Origin of the sequence: Accumulibacter sp. (assembly GCF_032229525.1) — a bacterium.
Lineage (GTDB): Bacteria > Pseudomonadota > Gammaproteobacteria > Burkholderiales > Rhodocyclaceae > Accumulibacter.
In genome coordinates this window covers 1-18,007 of sequence record NZ_JAVTWB010000034.1, presented here as the reverse complement: position 1 = coordinate 18,007, position 18,007 = coordinate 1, and the positions used below count along the sequence as shown (strand labels likewise).

General features: G+C 60.4%; 19 protein-coding genes and 1 pseudogene. 14 read left to right on the top strand and 6 right to left on the bottom strand.

Features of this window, described 5'->3' with window-relative positions; translation table 11 throughout:
* The 3 genes and pseudogenes from RUW20_RS02485 to RUW20_RS02475 form a co-directional block, all read left to right on the top strand.
* Positions 1-956: pseudogene (locus RUW20_RS02485) on the top strand (hypothetical protein); the annotation flags it as partial.
* Entirely contained in the window at positions 946-1,509 is a 564-nt protein-coding gene (locus tag RUW20_RS02480; protein WP_313950611.1) for a GNAT family N-acetyltransferase, read from the top strand. The pseudogene RUW20_RS02485 and the gene RUW20_RS02480, both read left to right, overlap by 11 nt.
* Before the next feature lie 114 nt (positions 1,510-1,623).
* Entirely contained in the window at positions 1,624-2,331 is a 708-nt protein-coding gene (locus RUW20_RS02475; protein WP_313950610.1) for a Crp/Fnr family transcriptional regulator, read from the top strand.
* 60 nt (positions 2,332-2,391) lie between these two features.
* Here RUW20_RS02475 and RUW20_RS02470 read toward each other — a convergent pair whose 3' ends face one another.
* Positions 2,392-3,141, bottom strand: coding sequence for a Crp/Fnr family transcriptional regulator (locus RUW20_RS02470; protein WP_313950615.1), 750 nt, complete (start codon positions 3,139-3,141; stop codon positions 2,392-2,394).
* 456 nt (positions 3,142-3,597) lie between these two features.
* Between RUW20_RS02470 and RUW20_RS02465 the strand changes: the two genes are divergently transcribed.
* The 6 genes from RUW20_RS02465 to RUW20_RS02440 all read left to right on the top strand — a co-directional run bounded on the left by RUW20_RS02465 (position 3,598) and on the right by RUW20_RS02440 (position 10,917).
* Positions 3,598-3,813, top strand: a complete 216-nt coding sequence (locus RUW20_RS02465) for a glycine zipper 2TM domain-containing protein (RefSeq protein WP_313950609.1) — start codon at positions 3,598-3,600, stop codon at positions 3,811-3,813.
* 783 nt (positions 3,814-4,596) lie between these two features.
* A complete protein-coding gene (locus tag RUW20_RS02460; RefSeq protein WP_313950608.1) occupies positions 4,597-6,948 on the top strand; it encodes an EAL domain-containing protein in 2,352 nt (783 codons plus the stop codon).
* A gap of 219 nt (positions 6,949-7,167) precedes the next feature.
* Positions 7,168-7,359 (top strand): CsbD family protein, encoded by a 192-nt coding sequence (locus RUW20_RS02455; RefSeq protein ID WP_313950607.1) that lies wholly within the window; start codon positions 7,168-7,170, stop codon positions 7,357-7,359.
* Between the two features lie 435 nt (positions 7,360-7,794).
* Positions 7,795-8,361 (top strand): rhodanese-like domain-containing protein, encoded by a 567-nt coding sequence (locus tag RUW20_RS02450; protein ID WP_313950606.1) that lies wholly within the window; start codon positions 7,795-7,797, stop codon positions 8,359-8,361.
* Positions 8,362-8,363: 2 nt separating this feature from the next.
* The gene (locus tag RUW20_RS02445) at positions 8,364-8,897 is read left to right on the top strand and encodes a YeeE/YedE thiosulfate transporter family protein (RefSeq protein ID WP_313950605.1); all 534 of its coding nucleotides are present in this window, start codon (positions 8,364-8,366) and stop codon (positions 8,895-8,897) included.
* Positions 8,890-10,917: a rhodanese-like domain-containing protein gene (locus RUW20_RS02440; protein WP_313950604.1), complete on the top strand. Its 2,028-nt coding sequence runs from the start codon at positions 8,890-8,892 to the stop codon at positions 10,915-10,917. Before RUW20_RS02445 ends, RUW20_RS02440 begins: the two co-directional genes overlap by 8 nt.
* 173 nt (positions 10,918-11,090) lie before the next feature.
* On the opposite strand, the gene RUW20_RS02435 is transcribed toward RUW20_RS02440, so the two are convergent.
* Positions 11,091-11,237 carry a hypothetical protein gene (locus RUW20_RS02435; protein ID WP_313950603.1) on the bottom strand — a complete coding sequence of 49 codons (147 nt, stop codon included), beginning with the start codon at positions 11,235-11,237 and terminating at the stop codon, positions 11,091-11,093.
* 734 nt (positions 11,238-11,971) lie between these two features.
* Here RUW20_RS02435 and RUW20_RS02430 point away from each other — a divergent pair.
* Complete coding sequence (locus tag RUW20_RS02430) at positions 11,972-12,145, top strand: hypothetical protein (protein ID WP_313950602.1); 174 nt, start codon at positions 11,972-11,974, stop codon at positions 12,143-12,145.
* Between the two features lie 329 nt (positions 12,146-12,474).
* Positions 12,475-13,863: a cardiolipin synthase gene (gene cls, locus RUW20_RS02425; protein WP_313950601.1), complete on the top strand. Its 1,389-nt coding sequence runs from the start codon at positions 12,475-12,477 to the stop codon at positions 13,861-13,863.
* Between the two features lie 57 nt (positions 13,864-13,920).
* Here cls and RUW20_RS02420 read toward each other — a convergent pair whose 3' ends face one another.
* Positions 13,921-14,139: a hypothetical protein gene (locus RUW20_RS02420; RefSeq protein ID WP_313950600.1), complete on the bottom strand. Its 219-nt coding sequence runs from the start codon at positions 14,137-14,139 to the stop codon at positions 13,921-13,923.
* An 834-nt stretch (positions 14,140-14,973) separates the two neighbouring features.
* On the bottom strand, positions 14,974-15,375 hold the full coding sequence (locus tag RUW20_RS02415; RefSeq protein ID WP_313950614.1) for a BON domain-containing protein: 402 nt from the start codon (positions 15,373-15,375) through the stop codon (positions 14,974-14,976).
* A 397-nt stretch (positions 15,376-15,772) separates the two neighbouring features.
* Here RUW20_RS02415 and RUW20_RS02410 point away from each other — a divergent pair, with 397 nt between their 5' ends.
* Positions 15,773-16,555 carry a DUF1345 domain-containing protein gene (locus RUW20_RS02410; protein WP_313950613.1) on the top strand — a complete coding sequence of 261 codons (783 nt, stop codon included), beginning with the start codon at positions 15,773-15,775 and terminating at the stop codon, positions 16,553-16,555.
* On the opposite strand, the gene RUW20_RS02405 is transcribed toward RUW20_RS02410, so the two are convergent.
* Entirely contained in the window at positions 16,500-16,961 is a 462-nt protein-coding gene (locus RUW20_RS02405; RefSeq protein WP_313950612.1) for a transposase, read from the bottom strand. The two genes, RUW20_RS02410 and RUW20_RS02405, sit on opposite strands and share 56 nt — an antisense overlap.
* On the opposite strand from RUW20_RS02405, the gene RUW20_RS02400 reads away from it, so the two are divergent.
* Positions 16,884-17,060 (top strand): hypothetical protein, encoded by a 177-nt coding sequence (locus tag RUW20_RS02400; protein ID WP_313950616.1) that lies wholly within the window; start codon positions 16,884-16,886, stop codon positions 17,058-17,060. The two genes, RUW20_RS02405 and RUW20_RS02400, sit on opposite strands and share 78 nt — an antisense overlap.
* Before the next feature lie 124 nt (positions 17,061-17,184).
* Entirely contained in the window at positions 17,185-17,445 is a 261-nt protein-coding gene (locus tag RUW20_RS02395; RefSeq protein ID WP_313950599.1) for a hypothetical protein, read from the top strand.
* Here the strand turns inward: RUW20_RS02395 and RUW20_RS02390 are convergent.
* On the bottom strand, positions 17,446-18,007 hold a 562-nt coding region (locus tag RUW20_RS02390; protein ID WP_313950598.1), incomplete at its 5' end, for a hypothetical protein.

Sequence of the window (18,007 nt, the reverse complement as noted above, 5' to 3'; positions counted from 1 at the left end):
TGCTTTATGAGCCCATGGGATCGATACGCCATGTCTATTTTCCCATCGACTGCCTGGTCTCCTTACTGACGGCCGTAGACCAAAACCGAACTTTGGAGGTGGGCATGGTCGGCAACGAAGGCATGGCCGGTATGCCCATGGCGCTGGGCATTTGTGTCTCGGCCGTGTTCGTTCTTGTGCAGGGACGCGGAACAGCACTACGCATGATGGCAGCGCGTGGCGTTGAAGACCCGCTGCCACGGCAAGAGGAGGGGCCTGCCATGGGGGCGCATTCCTGCAGCGTTAGGGCGATGCCCGAAAGCTGTGCGGCGGGTGCAAAGCCGGCACTCCGCTCGATTGTGCCTATGTTCGCTGGCAGACAGAGCGCAAAGGCCGTTCTGGGTAATCTCGGGCAAGTGATTCACGCCCGAACATCTGCAGTCTCTGCAGCGCGGTCCTGGCGAGAAGAACCAAGAGATCATTACCTGGATCGGGCGAAGACGTGCTTCGGCAAGTCGCGAGCCGTGGTCGACCAGGCAATGATCTCTCCGAAACAAAGTGTTCGCCATCGCACAGACAGGCCCGGCTGTATGGCCCAGGGTGTCGTTCGTGGCGTCGGGTCCGACGCCCCGGAATCGGAAGCAGGAGGAATCATGAAATTCAGGCCTGACCTTGCCGCTGCAGTGGCTCTGCCCCCGGGCGCCGGCCTTGTTCACGGGCCGGACCGGCCCACGCTGAATGGATGCGTCTGGAGGGGCGGATACGACGGGGCGTGGGTTCTGATCCTCGTGGTCGTCATCGTGGGACTGCTGGTCACCGGCTGCTTGCTGTCGCCGATGGTCACAGCATTGGCCATGAGCCTGAGTTCGGTGTCGGTGATCGGCAACGCGCTTCGACTTCACCAGGTCCGCACGGCGCCTGCCGAGCCCAGGCGGCGCAGTGGACTGTTCGCGACGAGCTCGTCACATGGCCGTTGATCCTACCGGCGACGAGACGGTACTCTGGCGCGGTCGCGAACTGCTCTTGCGGCCGATCAGGCCCGCAGACGACACCCGCCACGGCGCGTTCTTCGAACAGCTGGCGCCCGAAGATCTTCGCTTGCGCTTCTTCAGCAACCGCAGCGAAATACCGGACGCCGAAATCGAGCGGATGGTGCACCCCGACGCGACCACCGAAGTAGCTTTCATCGTTCTGGCACAGCGCGCCGACGGGACGCCGGAGGGACCTCCGGAGGAATTGGCCACGGCGCGCGCCGTGGCCGGTGCCGACAACTTGGAAGCCGACGTCGGCATCGCCGTGCGCTCCGACCTCAAGGGCCAGGGCCTGGGACAGATCCTGCTCGCCAAGCTGATCGACAGCGTGAAGCGCCGCGGCACACAGCGCATCGTCTGCGAAGTCCTGCGTGAAAACGAGCCCATGCGTGCGCTGGCCAGCCGCCTCGGATTCCGGATCGAGAAGCAAACTGCCGAGCAAGACTCGCTTCGCTATGTTCTCGAGTTGCAGCCCGCCAAGGTTCTCTCGACCGGTTGATGGACACGCACACCTCCGGGTCAGTGCGCCGCCGCACATACCTGGGCCGATGCCCGTTGTAGGCTTCTTCCGTTGGGTCTTAGCGCAAGGGAACAAACACAGGAGCCGAATACCATGCCAACCCGCAACGAACTTCCTGCCGCCAACGACCTGCTTGGCGCAATGCCCAGGCAGGCGTATCGGCGCATGCAAACAAGTCTTGAGTCGGTCGAACTCACCTATGGACAGGTGCTTTACGAGCCCATGGGATCGATACGCCATGTCTATTTTCCCAACGACTGCCTCGTCTCCTTGCTGACGGCAGTAGACCAAAACCGAACTTTGGAGGTGGGCATGGTCGGCAACGAAGGCATGGTCGGTATGCCCATGGCGCTGGGCATACGTGTTTCGGCAGTGCGTGCGCTCGTGCAGGGAAGCGGAACAGCGTTACGCATGACGGCAGCGCGCTTTCGAACTGAATTCAAGAAGAACCTGCCGCTGCAACGGGCGTTGTTCCGCTACAACCATTTGCTGATGGCGCAGATCTCGCAAACAGCGGCGTGCAATCGATTCCATGACGCCGAGCAACGCCTGGCGCGCTGGTTGCTGATGACCAGCGACCGACTACACGCCAACGAATTTCTTCTTACGCATGAATTCTTGGCGCACATGCTGGGCGTGCGCAGGGTCGGCGTCACCAAAGCCGCCGGCGCATTGCACCTTCGGAAGCTGATCGATTACAGCCGGGGAAAGATCAGGATCCGCGACCGCGAAGGTCTCGAGGAGGCAGCCTGTACCTGTTACCGAATCGTGAAGGACCTGCAAGATATCGCGCAGGCATAGCACCTGCCACGCAGGCAGCAGCACCCAGGCAGCGGCTCGATCCGATCTGTCGGGCCCAATCTAAGCGACAGCTCTTCCCGGGATCGCTGGTTTCACGGCGTTTATTTCCGGCAGCAGGCGATCGAACTCCTTCTTGACCACCACGTAGCACTCGCAGCAGCGCGCCTCCAGACCGGCCCGGTCGCGTACGGTGATGTGCCCGCGTTGATACTCGATCAAGCCGGCGCGCTGCAAGTTGCCGGCAGCCTCGGTTACGCCCTCGCGGCGTACGCCGAGCATGTTGGCGATCAGTTCCTGCGTCATCACCAGTTCGTTCGAGAGCAGGCGGTCGAGGGAAAGCAGCAGCCAGCGGCACAGCTGCTGGTCGAGCGAATGATGGCGGTTGCACACCGCCGTCTGCGCCATCTGCGTCAGCAGCGCCTGGGTGTAGCGCAGCAACAGGCGCTGCATCGGGCCGGCGCGATAAAACTCATCCTTGAGCAATTGCCCCTTCAAGCGGTAGGCATGGCCGGCGCTTTGCACCACCGCCCGGCTCGGCGTGGTTTCGCCACCCATGAACAGCGACACGCCGACGACCCCCTCGTTGCCGACGACGGCGATTTCAGCCGACGAGCCGTCCTCCATGACATAGAGCAAGGACACGATCGAGGTGGTCGGGAAATAGACATGGCGCATCTGAATGCCAGACTCGTAGAGCACCTCGGCGAGCGGCATCGGCACCAGCTCAAGGCAGGGCAAGAGGCGCGCGTATTCGTCCGCCGGCAGGGCGGCGAGCAGGTGGTTCTGGCGTGGATCATGTGTGGCAGGCATACGGGGGGGGGGGAGTGGCGGCATGGCGGTTTTCCCTTCATCAGTTGCGGCCGGGCTACCCCACCGAGGTGGCTGTAGTGGAAGCCGGCGATGTGTTCACTATACATTCCCCGCAATGCCTATGTTCGGCAGCGTACCGACGCAACCAGGCGTCCGGCGACGCCCGAAAGCTGTGCGGCGTTGGGAGGTCCGGCACCCCGCTCGATTGCGCCTATGTTCGCTGGCAGACAGACCGCGAACGCCGTTCTGGCTAATCTCGGCCAAGTGATTCACGCCCGAACATCTGCTGTCTCTGCACCGCGGCAATGGCCGCCGGTTGAAAGCAGCGCGGTCCTGGCGAGAAGAACCAAGAGATCATTGCCTGGATCGGGCGAAGACGTGCTTCGGCAAGTCGTGAGCCGTGGTCGACCAGGCATGACCTCCCCGCAACACCCTGTTCGATAAAGAGGTAAGCCCGTGAAAACGATTCAGAGATTTACGTTCAGCACACTCGCCGCAGCCGTTCTGTTCGGCTTCGGTGGTTGCTCCGGAATGTCGTCGCAGGACAAGAACACGGCCATTGGCGCCGGTGCCGGTGCCGTCGGAGGCGCCGTTCTTACGGGCGGCAGCGCGGTCGGAACCGTCGGCGGCGCGGTTGTCGGCGGCGTGATCGGTCACGAAGTCAGCAAGTGATGCGAAGCGCAATGCGTGCCGGCGGCAAAGTAGGGGAAGTCTCCTTGCCAACGGTGGGGCACAGAATTGTGCGTACTCCTTGCAGCGGCACATGCAAGGCGACTGCATATTCCTGCCGTAGCAGCGATGGCCTGATCTGCCGACGCTGATTGATGCCGACGGAAAGTGATCAATTCCGGGGGACTCCTCACCATGAGGTGAGGGTGCTCGTAAGCCAAACACGAGGAATCACCATGAGACATTCGAAACTGACAGGCGTAACCCTTATGACACTTGCGCTGAGCGCTTGCATTTCGGCTCCCGCGGGCCCGCCCGGACCGCAAGGCGCCACGGGCGGTACCGGTGCAACCGGGAGCACGGGCGCCACGGGCGGCACCGGCGCCACAGGCGGCACCGGCGCCACAGGCGGCACCGGCGCGACGGGGTATACCGGCGCGACGGGTAATACGGGAGCAACCGGCAGCACGGGCGCAACCGGCAGTGCCGGCGCGAGGGGCAGCACGGGCGCGAAAGGCAGTACAACGGGAGACACCATGGTAATCGTTCCGGCTCGCTAAAGGCGCCCGAGGCGAGCCATGAATGGGAGTTCACGGCTCGCCCCACCAGCGAACACGGAGACGCACCTGCGATGAAGTCATCCAGCCTGTTTACCGTGAAAGTCGCCTTCGCGACTCACGAATCTCCCTTCTCCCCCGCGCGGGAGAAGGGTCGGGGATGAGGGAAACGGACATGACTTTCATTATCCGGGGTGTCCGGACAGTTCATGACCGTTAGGCCCAGGCCATGAACAATGCCCCGACTCTGGTCCTGTCCGCGGCGAGCGACAAGGAAACCGCGCGCCTGGCCTTCCAGGACGGCGTCGATGAGCGTGTCGCCCCGCACTGCCTGCCACCTGCCCCGTGCGATACCATCGAGCGCGAGGTAGCCCTGAACGCGCTGCGCAACAGCGAGGCGCGCTTCCGCGCCATGAGCGACGCCTCTCCCCTGGGCATCTTCGTCTCCGACGCGCAGGGTCGTTGCGTCTATAGCAATGCCGCCTATCACAAGATAGCAGGGCGAAGCTTCGAAGAGACGCTGGGCACCAACTGGAGTTGGGCGATTCACCCGGAGGATAGCCAGCGCGCTCTTGCCGCGTGGCACGCCGCCGCGCGCGCGCAGGAGCCATTCCAGTCGGAGGTCCGCTTTCTACGGGAAGACGGGAGCGTCGTATGGACGCGCTTGAACGCGGCCCCCCTGGCTGACCGGGGGACGACCCAGGCTCACGTGTATACGGTTGAAGACATCAGCGTGCGCAAGTCGATGGAATCCGCGTTGCACGCGGCGGAAGAAGCTTTGTTCGAGGAAAAGGAGCGGGCCCAGGTCACCCTCAACTCGATTGGTGACGCGGTGCTGACCACTGACCTTCTGGGCAACGTCAGCTATCTGAATCTGGTGGCCGAGGCAATGACCGGGTGGTCTCGCCAGGAGGCAATGGGCCGACCGCTTTCCGAGGTGTTCAGGATCATCGACGGTACGACACGCCAGGCCGCTGCGAACCCGGCCCAACGCGCCATCGAGGCGGACGGGAGCGTCGGGCTGATCGCCGATTGTGTCCTGCTGCGCCGTGACGGGGCCGAGTACGCCATCGAGGATTCCACCGCGCCCATCCACAACCGCTATGGTCAGATCTCCGGCGCGGTGATCGTCTTCCACGACGTCAGCCAAGCGCGGGCCATGACGCTCAAGATGGCCCATCTGGCCCAGCACGATGTGCTCACCGGCTTGCCCAATCGCTTGCTGATGACGGAACGGCTTTCGCTGGCCATCGGTCTGGCGCAGCGGCACGGCAAGCAGGTCGCGCTGCTGTTCCTGGACATGGATCGTTTCAAACACATCAACGATTCGCTGGGGCATGGGGTTGGCGACGAATTGCTGCAGTCGGTTGCGGGCCGCCTGGTGGCCTGTGTGCGTGCCACCGACACGGTATGCCGCCACGGCGGTGACGAGTTCGTGATCCTGCTGGCGGACATCGAGCAGCCCCAGGATGCGGCCCATGTTGCGGAGAAGTTGCACGCGGCATCCGCCGCGCCGCACCTCGTCGGCGGGCACGAACTCCACGTGAGCTTGAGTATCGGCATCAGCGTCTATCCGGATGACGGCAGCGACGCGACTACGGTGATGGGCAACGCGGACACCGCGATGTATCACGCCAAGGCAAGCGGGCGTAACACCTACCGCTTCTTCACGGCTGACATGAACGCCCGGGCGGTGCGCCGGCTGTTGGTGGAAGGCAGCCTGCGCCGCGCCCTGAAGCAGGGCGAGTTCGTCCTCCATTACCAGCCGCAGATAGATCTCGTTTCAGGCGCCATGACCGGTGCCGAGGCCCTCATCCGCTGGCGGGATCCCGAACTTGGACTGGTCTACCCGGGGGAGTTCATCACTATTGCGGAAGAGTGCGGCCTCATCGTGCCGATTGGCCGCTGGGTGCTGCGCGAAGCCTGCAGGCAAGTCCAGGCGTGGCGGGATGCGGGTCTTCAGGCGGTGCCGGTGGCGGTCAACATTTCCGCCGTCGAGTTCAGACACGGGGATTTTCTTGCAGGCGTTTCCCTGATCCTGAAAGAGACCGGTTTGGCTTCCCGTTATCTCGAGCTGGAGCTGACGGAAAGCGTTCTCATGCACAACGCCGAGTCCTCGGTATCGGTGCTTGAAGCGCTCAAGACGCTCGGCGTGAGCCTGGCCATCGACGACTTCGGTACCGGCTATTCGAGTCTCAGCTATCTGAAGCGCTTCCCGATTGGAACCCTGAAGATCGACCAATCCTTCGTGCGTGACATCGCCACCGATGCCGATGACGCCACCATTGTGAGCGCCGTCATCGGCATGGGGAGAAACCTCAAGCAGCGGGTCATTGCCGAGGGTGTGGAAACCGCCGAGCAGCTCGCCTTCCTGCGGACGCATCGGTGCGACGAGGCACAAGGCTTTCAGCTGAGTTACCCCTTGTCCGCCGCGGACTTCGAGCGCTTGCTGCTTGGGGGAAATGAACTGCAGCCATGGTGTCGGCCGGCCAAGTGGAATCGAGGCTGCGTATTCCTCAGCAAGCCGGGAACGGATTCCACGCGAACCCGGACAGCGATTCCACGGCAAACCGGACTCTGACGGCAGGCGCTTCTTCGTCACCACACGGCACTCGATCGGATCGGGCCAGGCAGACCCGCGTAAGCGCCAATGTTTGCTAGCGCACAGAACGTGATCCCCGTTTGCCTTTAGGCTCTCGACATCGACACCAGGCATCGATTGTTTGATGACCGGGAGTCGCAGGGCGGGCCGAAGCCGGCTCAGCTATCAGAGGCATAAACCATTAGTCAGGAGTTCACGATGAACAAAGATCAAGTCAAGGGCGCAGCAAAAGACCTCGGCGGCAAAATTCAGCAAGAGGTCGGCAAACTGCTAGGCAGCCGGGAGCAGCAGGTAAAAGGACTGAACCACCAGGCTGAAGGCAAAGTGCAGAAACATGTCGGCGACGTCAAAGAGAACGTCGAAGACGCCAGGGACGCCTCGAAACCGTAGCCCGAATCAGCATACCTGCCCAGCGGTTTCACGCAGCAGCTGCCAATCAATGGCGGTTGCTTCGTTTCCTGTGCTCATGAGCGCGGTGCGCGGTGTCAAGGCCAGGCTGCCAGGCGAAATGCTACTGAGTCAGCGAAGACACACTCGGTGAGCTGACTCTAGCCACTTGCCGTGCAGGAACTCCCTGGTGTTGAGCACCACGACATCGCTGTGCCACGACTGGTCCGCTTTCACGCCCAACAGGTTCTTGCCCTGGCTGGCACAAGTTGAGATGAGCCCCCTCCGAACTGAACTGCGCTCAGCAACAGGCCCTGAAAGCGTTGTGTTCGGAAGCGAACAGACAGTGCAAGCGGTTGGACTTATAAGGTTAGAGTCGATCAGGCGCAGCCGGTAACAGACGCATGAATCTATTTATGCGGAGACAGGAGTTTGCCCATGAAGCCCATGCCCCTTCGCAACACACTGTACGCGGCCGGATTATTGCTAGACGGAACGATCATTACGGCAACGGCATGGGCCGACCCTCCCGCGCAGTCCGTCACACTGCCGCAGCGCATTGCCCCCGTAGAACTCAAACGCATGCTTATGGATCTCCCCGGAACGTTCGAGATTGTGGATCTGCGCCCACCGGCAGCGTATGCGGACTTTAGCCTGCCCGGCTCGATCAACGTGAGTATCGCGGACGTAATCGACAAAGCTGCTTACCTCAACGGCGTAGTTCCTTTGATAATCGTGGATCGCGACGGCTCACTGGCGATGGCCGTGGGCGGCATTCTCTCCCAGAAGACTCGGCGGTCCATCAGAGTGCTCTATGGCGGGTTGGAAGCCTACTGGAGCGACTCCGCGGCTCTCCAGCCGCCGGTGGAGGCGGCCCCGGCTCCGGCTTTGGTTCAATCCGTGAAACCCGCTGATTCTGTGCCGGCTAACGCGAGACCGGCAACCGCGGCCTCGGCGCCGGCCGGCCGTGAAGCACCTATTAAGAAGAAGAGCGCGGGGTGCTAGTCATGCCAACCGAAACCGACAATCCTCATGGCGGGCCTAAACCCTACGCGAACCCCTACCTCGTGGGTGTACTGCTCGGGCTGGTGCTCCTGGCCTCATTCGCAATTCTTGGCGCCGGGCTGGGCGCGTCGGGCGGCATTTCGCGCTTCGCTGCAGCACTCTCCATGAGTGTCGCGCCCTCTCATACGCTGAGCAGCGAGTATTTCGGCAAATGGGGTGAGAATCCGCTGCACTATTACCTCGTCTTCATGTTTGTGGGCACTTTCGTCGGCGGGCTATTCTCGGCACTCTTGGCGAACCGAGCACGTATTCAGGTCGAACGCGGCGCCGCTTCATCCGTGGGGCGCCGACTCGGTTACGCCCTTGCCGGCGGCATCATTGTCGGTTTCGCCAGCCGCTTGGCCCAGGGTTGCACCTCGGGTCAAGCACTCACAGGCGGCGCGCTGCTGCTCTCCGGCAGCCTCGTGTTTCTGGTTTGCCTCTTTGCCAGCGGCTACGCCGCGGCCTGGTTTGTAAAGAAGCAATGGCATGATTAACACCCTCTATGGCCTCGACGCACTCGGCACGCCACAGGCTTTTCTTCTGGCATTGCTGATCGGTGTCGGTTTCGGCTTTGCACTCGAGCGGGCCGGCTTCAGCAGTTCGCGCCGGTTGGCCGGGGTCTTCTACTTTACGGACATGGCCGTAGTGAAGGTGATGTTTTCCGCGCTCATCACTGCGCTGCTGGGACTCTCGTATCTGGTGGGTTTCGGTTGGATCCAGTTCGATCAGATCTTCCTCATGCCCACCCTCTACGGCGCACAAATCGTGGGGGGTCTGCTGTTCGGCGTCGGATTTGTCATGGGAGCATGGTGCCCAGGCACGGCAGCTGTGGGCGTGGCCGCAGGCCGGATCGACGCGCTCGTATTCCTGCTTGGAGTCGTGGGCGGCAGCATCCTGTTCAACGAGTCCTTCGCCTTGGTCCTTCCGCTGTACACGATCGGGGATTTTGGAACGCAGATGGCCTATACCACCGTAGGCATGTCGCGCAACGGGTTCATCCTCATGTTCACGCTGGTGGCCGTGGCTGCCTTCTGGCTGTCCGAGTGGGCCGAAAAAGTACGCACGGGCCGCGCACCGTACAGGGGTTCGCCATTTCTAAAGACCTACAGCTTCGCCCTCGTGGCGCTGGCGGGCGGCTTGTTCGTACTAAGCCCCGACACGACAGAGGCTGCTGCGAAGTCCGCGGCCGCCGTAACCCCCGTCGACGAGAAGGCTCTGATGGCGAGTGTTGAGCAGGGGCTGGACCATATCGAGCCCGAAGATATTGCCGACCGCCTAATGGCCGGCGAATCGGATCTGGTGCTCGTTGATGTGCGGCCAGCGGCAGAGTTCAACGCCTTCCACATTCGCGGTGCCGTCAACGTGCCGCTCGCCCAATTGGCGCAAACTCTTCAACCCCACAAGAACCAAGGCCTGATCGTGCTCTATTCCAACGGGATGACTCATCCCGCCCAGGCGCGCGACTCGCTCCAGCGCCAGGGCTTCGGCAACGTCTACCTGCTGACGGACGGCTTGGTGGGCTTCCGGGATCGTTGCCTCAAACCCGTCTCCTTACGGCCTGAACCGTTGGCAACGGTCGACGCCGCGCGGGTCAACGCTTGGCGCGCCTTCTTTGACGCGTCTGCCGTTTCGGCCAAGTCCGATGTTGCCACCGCGCCGGTACATGCCGCCATGCCTCGGGCAGTCGAGACCCATCAGCTTGCGTCCATGATCGGCGCACCGGGTCTCAAGATCATCGACCTGCGGCCCCAACCGGAATACAACACCGCCCACATTCCGGGCTCCATCAGCCTAAATGTCGAGAGTTTCCGTGGCAACATCGGAGGCACGCCGTCCGTACTTCTGCCACCCCCGATGCTCGCCGCCCAGTTCTCGCTCCTGGGGTTGCAGTCCTCCGACAGCATCGTCATTGTGTCCGGCGAGAAGTTGTATGACACCACTTTAGCCGGCATGGCGTTCGAGCGGATGGGGCACATGAACTACGCCGTTATGAACGGAGGGTACGCCCAGTGGGTGCAGGAAGGCCGTCCCACTGACACAACGCTGCCCGTCGTAACCAACTCGAAATACCCGATGCAAAAGAACGCCGATAACTTCACTGTCGATTTCCAAGCAGTGGTCGCTCAACTCGGCAAGCCGGGCGTCGTAATTATTGACGTCCGGCCAACGGACTACTACACGGGCAAAAAATCCGACGAAGCTCGCGCCGGCCATATCCCCGGCGCGATCAGCCGCCCGTTCACGGAAGATCTGGTGATAGGTTCAAACAAAGCCGTCTCATTCAAGTCGACCGCCGTCTTGACGGAAGCATACAGTAGGATCATTCCCTCCAAAGATTCGATGGTCATCGTGCATTGCCGTACGGGACATCAGGCCAGCCAGACTTACTTCGTACTGAAGCGCCTGCTGGGGTATACGAATGTCCGATGGTACGATGCCGGATGGACGGAATGGGCTGCCCGTCCAGAACTTCCGATCGTGAGCGAAACGCAGGACATCAAGAGCAAGCAATGAAGGATACGAAATCCGACGGCACCGACGAGCGTATGTGAGCCTTCATCAAGCAGCGTCTATCTCGCATTTGGACCCGGGAGCCCCTGAAAAGTCATCCGAATTCCGCACCGCTCAGCGCCTGTGCTCATCCCGCCCGGTCGGCCCGATCAGAGCGCTGAGGTCGCCCGCCTCCATCACAGTACTTCCTTCACCTCCTTGGCGACCTCAGCAATCCCGGCGTCCCGATTTTTCTCGATGACGTTGAAGACCCAGCGCACGATTGCCCATCCCGGCAGACCGCATCCGAAGATCAAGCCACCCAGCGCCACCAGCCCGGTCACCGAGTCGCCCCACTCCTGCAGGCGGAAATACTGGACGGCAATCGCCGCCGATCCCGGTCAGCTGATGGCTTGCTCAGTTACCGGGGCGTTGCTCCAGAAGGCGAAATACGCGATTGGTCAGCGCACGCGACACGGCGTAGGGGATACGCACAAAGATCGGGCCGACCACGAGCGCCGCGCCCGGATGCACCTGCCGGTAGATGGGTAGATGAGCAGTTGTGCCACGGCATCCAGCACAATCCCCCTTCAGCGCAAGTGATCGGCAACCGAGTTTTTCAACACAATAGACCCGTTACCGCCTGATGACCAATGAAAGCCTTGTGTCTGCTTCCTGAACCGGGATCTACCGGATGCGTGGAGCTTGCCTTGCACGGCAAAATCGAGTGAAGCGGCCACCCGGTCGGGTGAACTATTGCTCCGGCCCGCTAGCCTTGCGCAGTCCGATCCATTTGTGCGGTACTTTTGCGCGGCCGGATATCGGTGTCGACAAGGGTTATGTTGCTGCGCGCGCACTCGGTGCGATTGCACTGGCAGTCGTTAACCCCGTTTTGGTTCCTATTCCCTTGATCGACCCGGGCCCGGGAAGCGACAGCGATTGCCGGCAACTGATTCGTGATTCCAGAGCCATGCCGTGTTCGACGAGCAGAAAAAGGCACTCGGACAGTGGGACTCAAGCTCAGCGCTCAGCGGTCAAGTGACTTCAGGGGCAGAAAATTGGCGGACAGGAGAATTCTGTGCGCCAGCGAACAGAACCGCCAGCAGACAGCGCGTACTTTGAAGCTGCAGTTCCAGCTGGCCGCAACGTTTTTCACGTGATCGGCTTTCATCAAACAATCGAATGGAGTTCTCATGAAATACTCATTGGTTTTCACCGCCGCTTTAATGGCCTTAGCCGTAAGCGCGTGTGACAAAAAAGAGACTATCGTAAATCCTCCGCCAGCCGTAGTGACTGTTCCCGGCCCTGCAGGCCCGGCGGGCGCACCCGGTTCGACCGGCCCTAGTGGTTCGACTGGCTATACGGGTTCAACCGGTGCCACCGGCGCAACCGGGGAGAGCGGCGCAACGGGCAACACGGGAAATACCGGAGCGGCGGGTGAGCCTGGCAAGACTGGCGGCGATACCGTTGTTATTGTTCCGGCTCCTGTGGCCCCACCACCCCCGGCGCGCTGAGTTTCTATTTCGTGAGGGCGGGCGTGTACTGCGATGATGCACCGCCGGCTTTTGTGTAAGACCGGGCATGTTGATTCGCCAATTTGGTTTTTCTGCATTTACGGTGATGAGCCTGTTCGCCGCAAGCGCTTGCACGCCTCTGCCCGATGCCGATGCACTAATCGACAGACACGCGGGACAGGTGGCCAGGTTTGAAACAGCCAGCGGCCCGCTCTCCGTAGAAAAAACTGCAGCCATTCTCGCGGAGCTCAAGCGTAAATCCGGTGACATCGATATTCTCGACAAGCAGATTGCACTTGAACAGGCGGTTGTCGGCAGCCCGCTGATAGTGGGCAATAAAGTCACGCTGCTGCAGGACGGTGCAGCGACCTATTCGGCGATGTTTGCCGCGATCCGGCTGGCGCAGAATCATATCAACCTGGAGTCCTACATCATCGAAGACGATGAGATCGGTCGCCAATTCGCGGATTTGTTGCTGGAGAAGCAGCGTCGCGGTGTTCAGGTCAACCTGATCTACGACAGTTTTGGCAGCGTCGGTACGCCGCAGGTTTTTTTTGACCGGCTGAAGGCCGGCGGGATCGAGGTGCTTGAGTTCAATCCGGTCAATCCGCTAGCGGTAAAAAAGGGTTGGTTGCCGAATAACCGTGACCACCGCAAGCTGTTGATCGTCGATGGCCGGATCGCATTCATCGGTGGGATCAATATCAGCAGCGTTTATTCGTCCGGGTCAGTCACCCCGCGGAGCCGAACAGACACTGCCGATCCGGCGGCATGGCGCGATACCGACCTGCAGATCGAAGGCCCGGTAGTCGGCGAGTTGCAGAAGCTGTTCATCGAAACCTGGGAAAAGCAGCGTGGCATAGCGCTTGCTGCGAAAGCGTATTTCCCGGTGTTGCCGGTGCAGGGCAGGGACATCGTGCGCGCCATCGGCAGCACGCCCGACGACCCCTACAGCCTGATCTATCTGACGCTGATTTACGCGATCGGCAATGCCGAAAAACAGATACACCTGACCAATGCGTATTTCGTTCCTGACCCCCGCCTACTGCAGGCGTTGATCGATGCCGCCGGGCGTGGTGTCGATGTCAGGCTGATCCTACCGAACCATTCAGATTCCCAGCTTGTGTTTCATGCCGGCCGTTCGCACTATTCAAACCTGCTCAAGGCAGGCGTCAGGATCTACGAACGAGGTGGTGGGCTGCTGCATTCCAAGACTGCAAGCATCGACGGCGTTTGGTCGTGTGTCGGCTCGACCAACCTCGATTGGCGCAGCTTTCTCGACAACGACGAGGTCAATGCCGTTGTTCTCGGCCGTGAGTTCGGGCAGCAGATGGAAGCCATGTTTGTCAGGGATCTCGGTGCATCGGAGGCTATCGAAGCGGAGGCGTGGGCACATCGATCGCTGCTACTGCGCTTCAAGGAATGGGGCGCCAGCCTGTTGCAACGATTGCTGTAGGGTCGTCGAATAAACGGCTGCCGTTCACCAACACCTGCAGTGTTTTCCCGCAATCCATTATCTGCGCCCGACCGCAACGAGCATGAAGACGCCAATCGCAATGGCACCGGCGCTGACGATCAGCGGCACATTGATGGTTTCCTTCTCCTCGACCTTGAGTTCGATCGGGCCCAGCTTCATGCCCGTGGTCTCCTTGGTATAGCTGAAACCACCATAGACCAGTCCAAGGCAACCGAGTGCGATGAGGACGATTCCGATGAGTTTTGAGGGATTCATTGGTGTCTGTCTCCAGAAGTCAGTGCGGTAAATCGAAACAACGCCATTGATTTTTCACTTTTCAGGCGGTGTGTTGGGTGTCGTTTCGGCGCGGAATGCGGCGAGATATTTATGAAGTATCCACACTATCGTCATAACACCATTGCACTTCAGAATTGCATCGGCCATGCAATTCAACGGCTTGCTGTTAAGTTAGTCGTTGCACATACAAGTTCCGGTCTGATAACAGCAGACCAAAAATCCCCACCGTTTAAGGCAGGGATCGAAGCGTAGGCGTGAAGGCAAGGCGCCCAGAAAAGAACGGCCACGCGTACAGCGTTGCCGTTCTCGACGGTGAAACCACTGGTGGCGTCGACGGCCCGCCACAAGCATTAGGCTGAGTGTGGTCACCCGATTTGATGTTCTGATGATCACGTTCTTTGATGGTTGTTGGTGGCGTTCTTGCCACTCTCCCTTCAACATCGCGCCAAGGCTACCCTCCACTCCGGCAGCATCAAGGCCAGGCCCTTCGGGTGCGGGCTTCGCCCGCAGCCTTGACCCTGCCTGCGTTCCGGGTGTTTTGTCGCCATGCCGAATGGCTCGTTGTGTGCCGCACGCGCACCATGCAACAAGCACAACTCGTGCCGGGCGACATGCCTTATCTCACTGATTTCACGCACAGTTTTTTGGTCAAGTTTGATGATGGCAAATCACCCCTCCACATCAATGTGCGTGATCAAAAACAGGCCGTTTGCCATCGAGAATGCTGACCCTGCTCAAGGCCAATTGTGACGCCTGATGGATATCGAATTGCTTAAGAGTCCTGGTCGACGAACTACGCCTGCCCAACTTCTTCTATTTGATCTGCATGTTGCTCTCGACGGCTCTCACGCCGCCGACGCTTCGCGCCACCTGGATCGCCTTGGTTGCGTCAGCCTGGGAAGTCACTGAGCCGTTCAGTCGAACCGTACCATTTAAGGTCTCGACGATAATTCCGCTGGAGTTCAAAGCAGGCTGATCGCGTATAGCTGCGACTACCCTGCCGGTGATGCCGCTGTCGTCGTACCCGCTGGGTACCGTGGTGCCGCCAGCGTTCCCGGAGTATCCCCTTGCCCCCGATGCTCCGGTAGCTCCCGTAGCTCCCGTAGCTCCCGATGCCCCCGTAGCTCCGGTAGCCCCCGTTGCTCCGGTGTATCCAGCGCTGCCGGTAGCGCCCGGCGGACCAGCTGGACCAACACAAGCGCTCAAAACGACCATCATCACCGCGGCGACGCCCAAATTTGAATATTTCATGGCAATTCCTCCTAATTGGCTTTCGAGAACTGCCCACTTCATTGTGAGTAATCCCCAGACTTAATCGGCTTTCGGTCAATCACTGCCTCTGACACTTCGCATATAGCGCGAACCACCATAGACAAGCTCAATAATCGGAATTTGTAGGACGGTCGTCTGTGCGGTGGACAACACACAGGTCTTGGAGACATGCCACATGGACGAGCCACGCGGCCCAGGAGACGGTCAGACTTGACCGACAGTTCCTTGAACTCGGTCGTGTATGCGTGTTTCGGAATGTTCATTTCTTGCCTTCCAAAAGTGACATCAATTCTAGGTCACCTTTGGCAGACGAAATGTCGGGGGAAGCTCACCGTTGATCGTGAACGATTTTTCATACTCCGGCCCTGTAACTGCGGTCTTGCCTAACCGACCAGCACTGGGCACACTACATGCTCAGGAACCCGGCCCGAATAATGGACATCCGATGCCTCCCGCACAGGCGCAGATCAGCAAATTTTGGCGTCAACTACGAGCGCGCCCAAGGCTAATGATAGCCTGTGGTGTGGGCCTGCTCACATTCGTGGTCCTACCGCAGGAGTTCGCACTCTCGACCCGAGCCCTGGTCACTTGGGACGTTGGTGCGGGTCTATTTCTGGTACTGGCTTGGGTGATGATGGGGCGCGCATCGCTGGAGCACATGCGGTGGCGAGCTCGCATCCAAGATGACGGTGCTGCAGTCGTCCTCTTTCTGACGGTGGCCGCTGCGGTGGCCAGTCTTGCCGCGATCATCATCGAGCTTTCGGGTCTCGACACTCTCACGCCAGCTCGGCAAGGACTGCGGTTGGCTTTGGTAGCGGTGACCTTCGTGGCGTCATGGCTGCTCGTGCACACCTCCTTCGCTCTGCATTACGCTCACGCCTACTACGCTTCCCACGTCAGAGACGGGAGTGGGCCGCTCGAGTTTCCGGGGCGCGAAGCGCCGGTCTACACCGACTTCCTGTACTTCGCCATGGTCGTCGGCATGACCTCCCAAACCGCAGATGTCGCCATTGCCAGCACACGAATGCGCCGCTTGGCGATGGCGCAAGGAATAATCGCTTTCACCTTCAACACCACCCTGCTGGCCCTGACCATAAATATCGCGGCCAGCCTGCTCGGTTGAACAGGTATGTCAAAGGCAGCACGCGAAGGACGGTTGCAACGCCGGATTCGTCACTCAGTGGAAAGTCTTGGCTTTCTCCTGGTTTGCGCGGCCGTTTCGTTGGGCGGGGACCATCATTAACCCGGCCGATAAATAGACTCACTGAGCCGCGTAGGCGGCGTGAGGATGTTGAAAATAGGGTCGGATGCGTTCGGGGCCATTGAGCGATGCAATTCATGATGCGCAAGGAGGTTTTGAAGTCGTGGTTCAGGTATTCGTCGGGATTGGATTCCGGCGCACAGGGCGGCAAGTAGAAGAGTTCGATCTTGTCCTGGCGAGGTTCGGCTAATTGCTGGACGAGCTTGGCGTGATGCACGTGCAGGCTATCGACGATCAGGAATATCTTCGACGGCGCCTCGCGAATCATGCGTTCAAGAAACTCGACGAAGCGCTCGGCGTTGATGGTGCCTTCGACGACCTTCCTGCTTCTGGCAGCCCGAGAGTTCGACAAGCAACGCGCTCATGACCAAGGCTACGCTGGTGTTCGTTACGCGTTTCATCATTCCCCTCTCCTGATGAAGCGTTCAGCCCGACGTGCGAGCCACCGTGGCGGTCACCCCCAACTCCACAATCGATTATTTCTTGACTTCGTGGCCAATGACGCCGACGACGACTATGCCAGCGCGCGTACCGGCCGCGCTGCCGCCCGTTGGGACGGTGCTTCCTACGGCACCGACGCCAGCGCCAACGGCGGCATTTTGGCCCTGCGACGACATTCCGGAGCAAACACCCAGACCAAGCAGTATGGCTGCGGCGACGGCAGTGAACGCGAAGCTCTGATTCGTCTTAAGGGGTTACCTCTTCCTCAGAAAGGGTGTTTCCACCCTTTGCCCTTCAACACGAGTGAATGATCACTTGCCAAAGCTCGACTTCGCCTGCGCCAGACAATCATCCTTGGCGGCACCCGCCCTGGCGTCGCACTTTTCCTTCGCCACCGCATACTGAGCGTCGGCCTTGTCTGCCGTAGCGTCCTTGCGAGCGTCGGTGACCTCAGTGGTCGCCTTGCTATGCGCATCCGCGGTCGTCTGGTTGGCGGTGGTATTCGCGTCCGTGGTCTTCATCTGCGCCTTGGCGTCGGCTTTGGCGGTTGTTTGTGCCGCCTTGGCTTCCTTCACGCACACATCCTTGGCGTTGCCGGCCAAATCGTCGCACTTTTCCTTGGCCACGCCATAGTCGGCCTCTGCCTTGGCGACGCGCGCCTTATAGCGGGTTTTCGGGGTCGGCTTGTAGCTGGCTTCGAGCTCGGCTGATGCCACTTTCTCACCACCCTTGGCCTGAGCCACGCAAATATCCTTCGCGTTGGCGGACAACGAAGCACAAGCTGCCTTCGCCGACTTGTATTCGGCCACGATCTTGTCCTTGTCGGCTTTGTATTCGTCCTTCGACATGCCAGATGCAGCCATCGCGCCGGTA

What these genes read in the sequence shown, in the direction of transcription:
- RUW20_RS02480 (WP_313950611.1), top strand. Translation starts at nt 946, where the DNA reads ATGGCCGTTGATCCTACCGGCGACGAGACGGTACTCTGGCGCGGTCGC.
- RUW20_RS02475 (WP_313950610.1), top strand. Translation starts at nt 1,624, where the DNA reads ATGCCAACCCGCAACGAACTTCCTGCCGCCAACGACCTGCTTGGCGCA.
- RUW20_RS02470 (WP_313950615.1), bottom strand. Translation starts at nt 3,141, where the DNA reads ATGCCTGCCACACATGATCCACGCCAGAACCACCTGCTCGCCGCCCTG.
- RUW20_RS02460 (WP_313950608.1), top strand. Translation starts at nt 4,597, where the DNA reads ATGAACAATGCCCCGACTCTGGTCCTGTCCGCGGCGAGCGACAAGGAA.
- RUW20_RS02455 (WP_313950607.1), top strand. Translation starts at nt 7,168, where the DNA reads ATGAACAAAGATCAAGTCAAGGGCGCAGCAAAAGACCTCGGCGGCAAA.
- RUW20_RS02450 (WP_313950606.1), top strand. Translation starts at nt 7,795, where the DNA reads ATGAAGCCCATGCCCCTTCGCAACACACTGTACGCGGCCGGATTATTG.
- RUW20_RS02445 (WP_313950605.1), top strand. Translation starts at nt 8,364, where the DNA reads ATGCCAACCGAAACCGACAATCCTCATGGCGGGCCTAAACCCTACGCG.
- RUW20_RS02440 (WP_313950604.1), top strand. Translation starts at nt 8,890, where the DNA reads ATGATTAACACCCTCTATGGCCTCGACGCACTCGGCACGCCACAGGCT.
- cls (WP_313950601.1), top strand. Translation starts at nt 12,475, where the DNA reads ATGTTGATTCGCCAATTTGGTTTTTCTGCATTTACGGTGATGAGCCTG.
- RUW20_RS02420 (WP_313950600.1), bottom strand. Translation starts at nt 14,139, where the DNA reads ATGAATCCCTCAAAACTCATCGGAATCGTCCTCATCGCACTCGGTTGC.
- RUW20_RS02415 (WP_313950614.1), bottom strand. Translation starts at nt 15,375, where the DNA reads ATGGTCGTTTTGAGCGCTTGTGTTGGTCCAGCTGGTCCGCCGGGCGCT.
- RUW20_RS02405 (WP_313950612.1), bottom strand. Translation starts at nt 16,961, where the DNA reads ATGATTCGCGAGGCGCCGTCGAAGATATTCCTGATCGTCGATAGCCTG.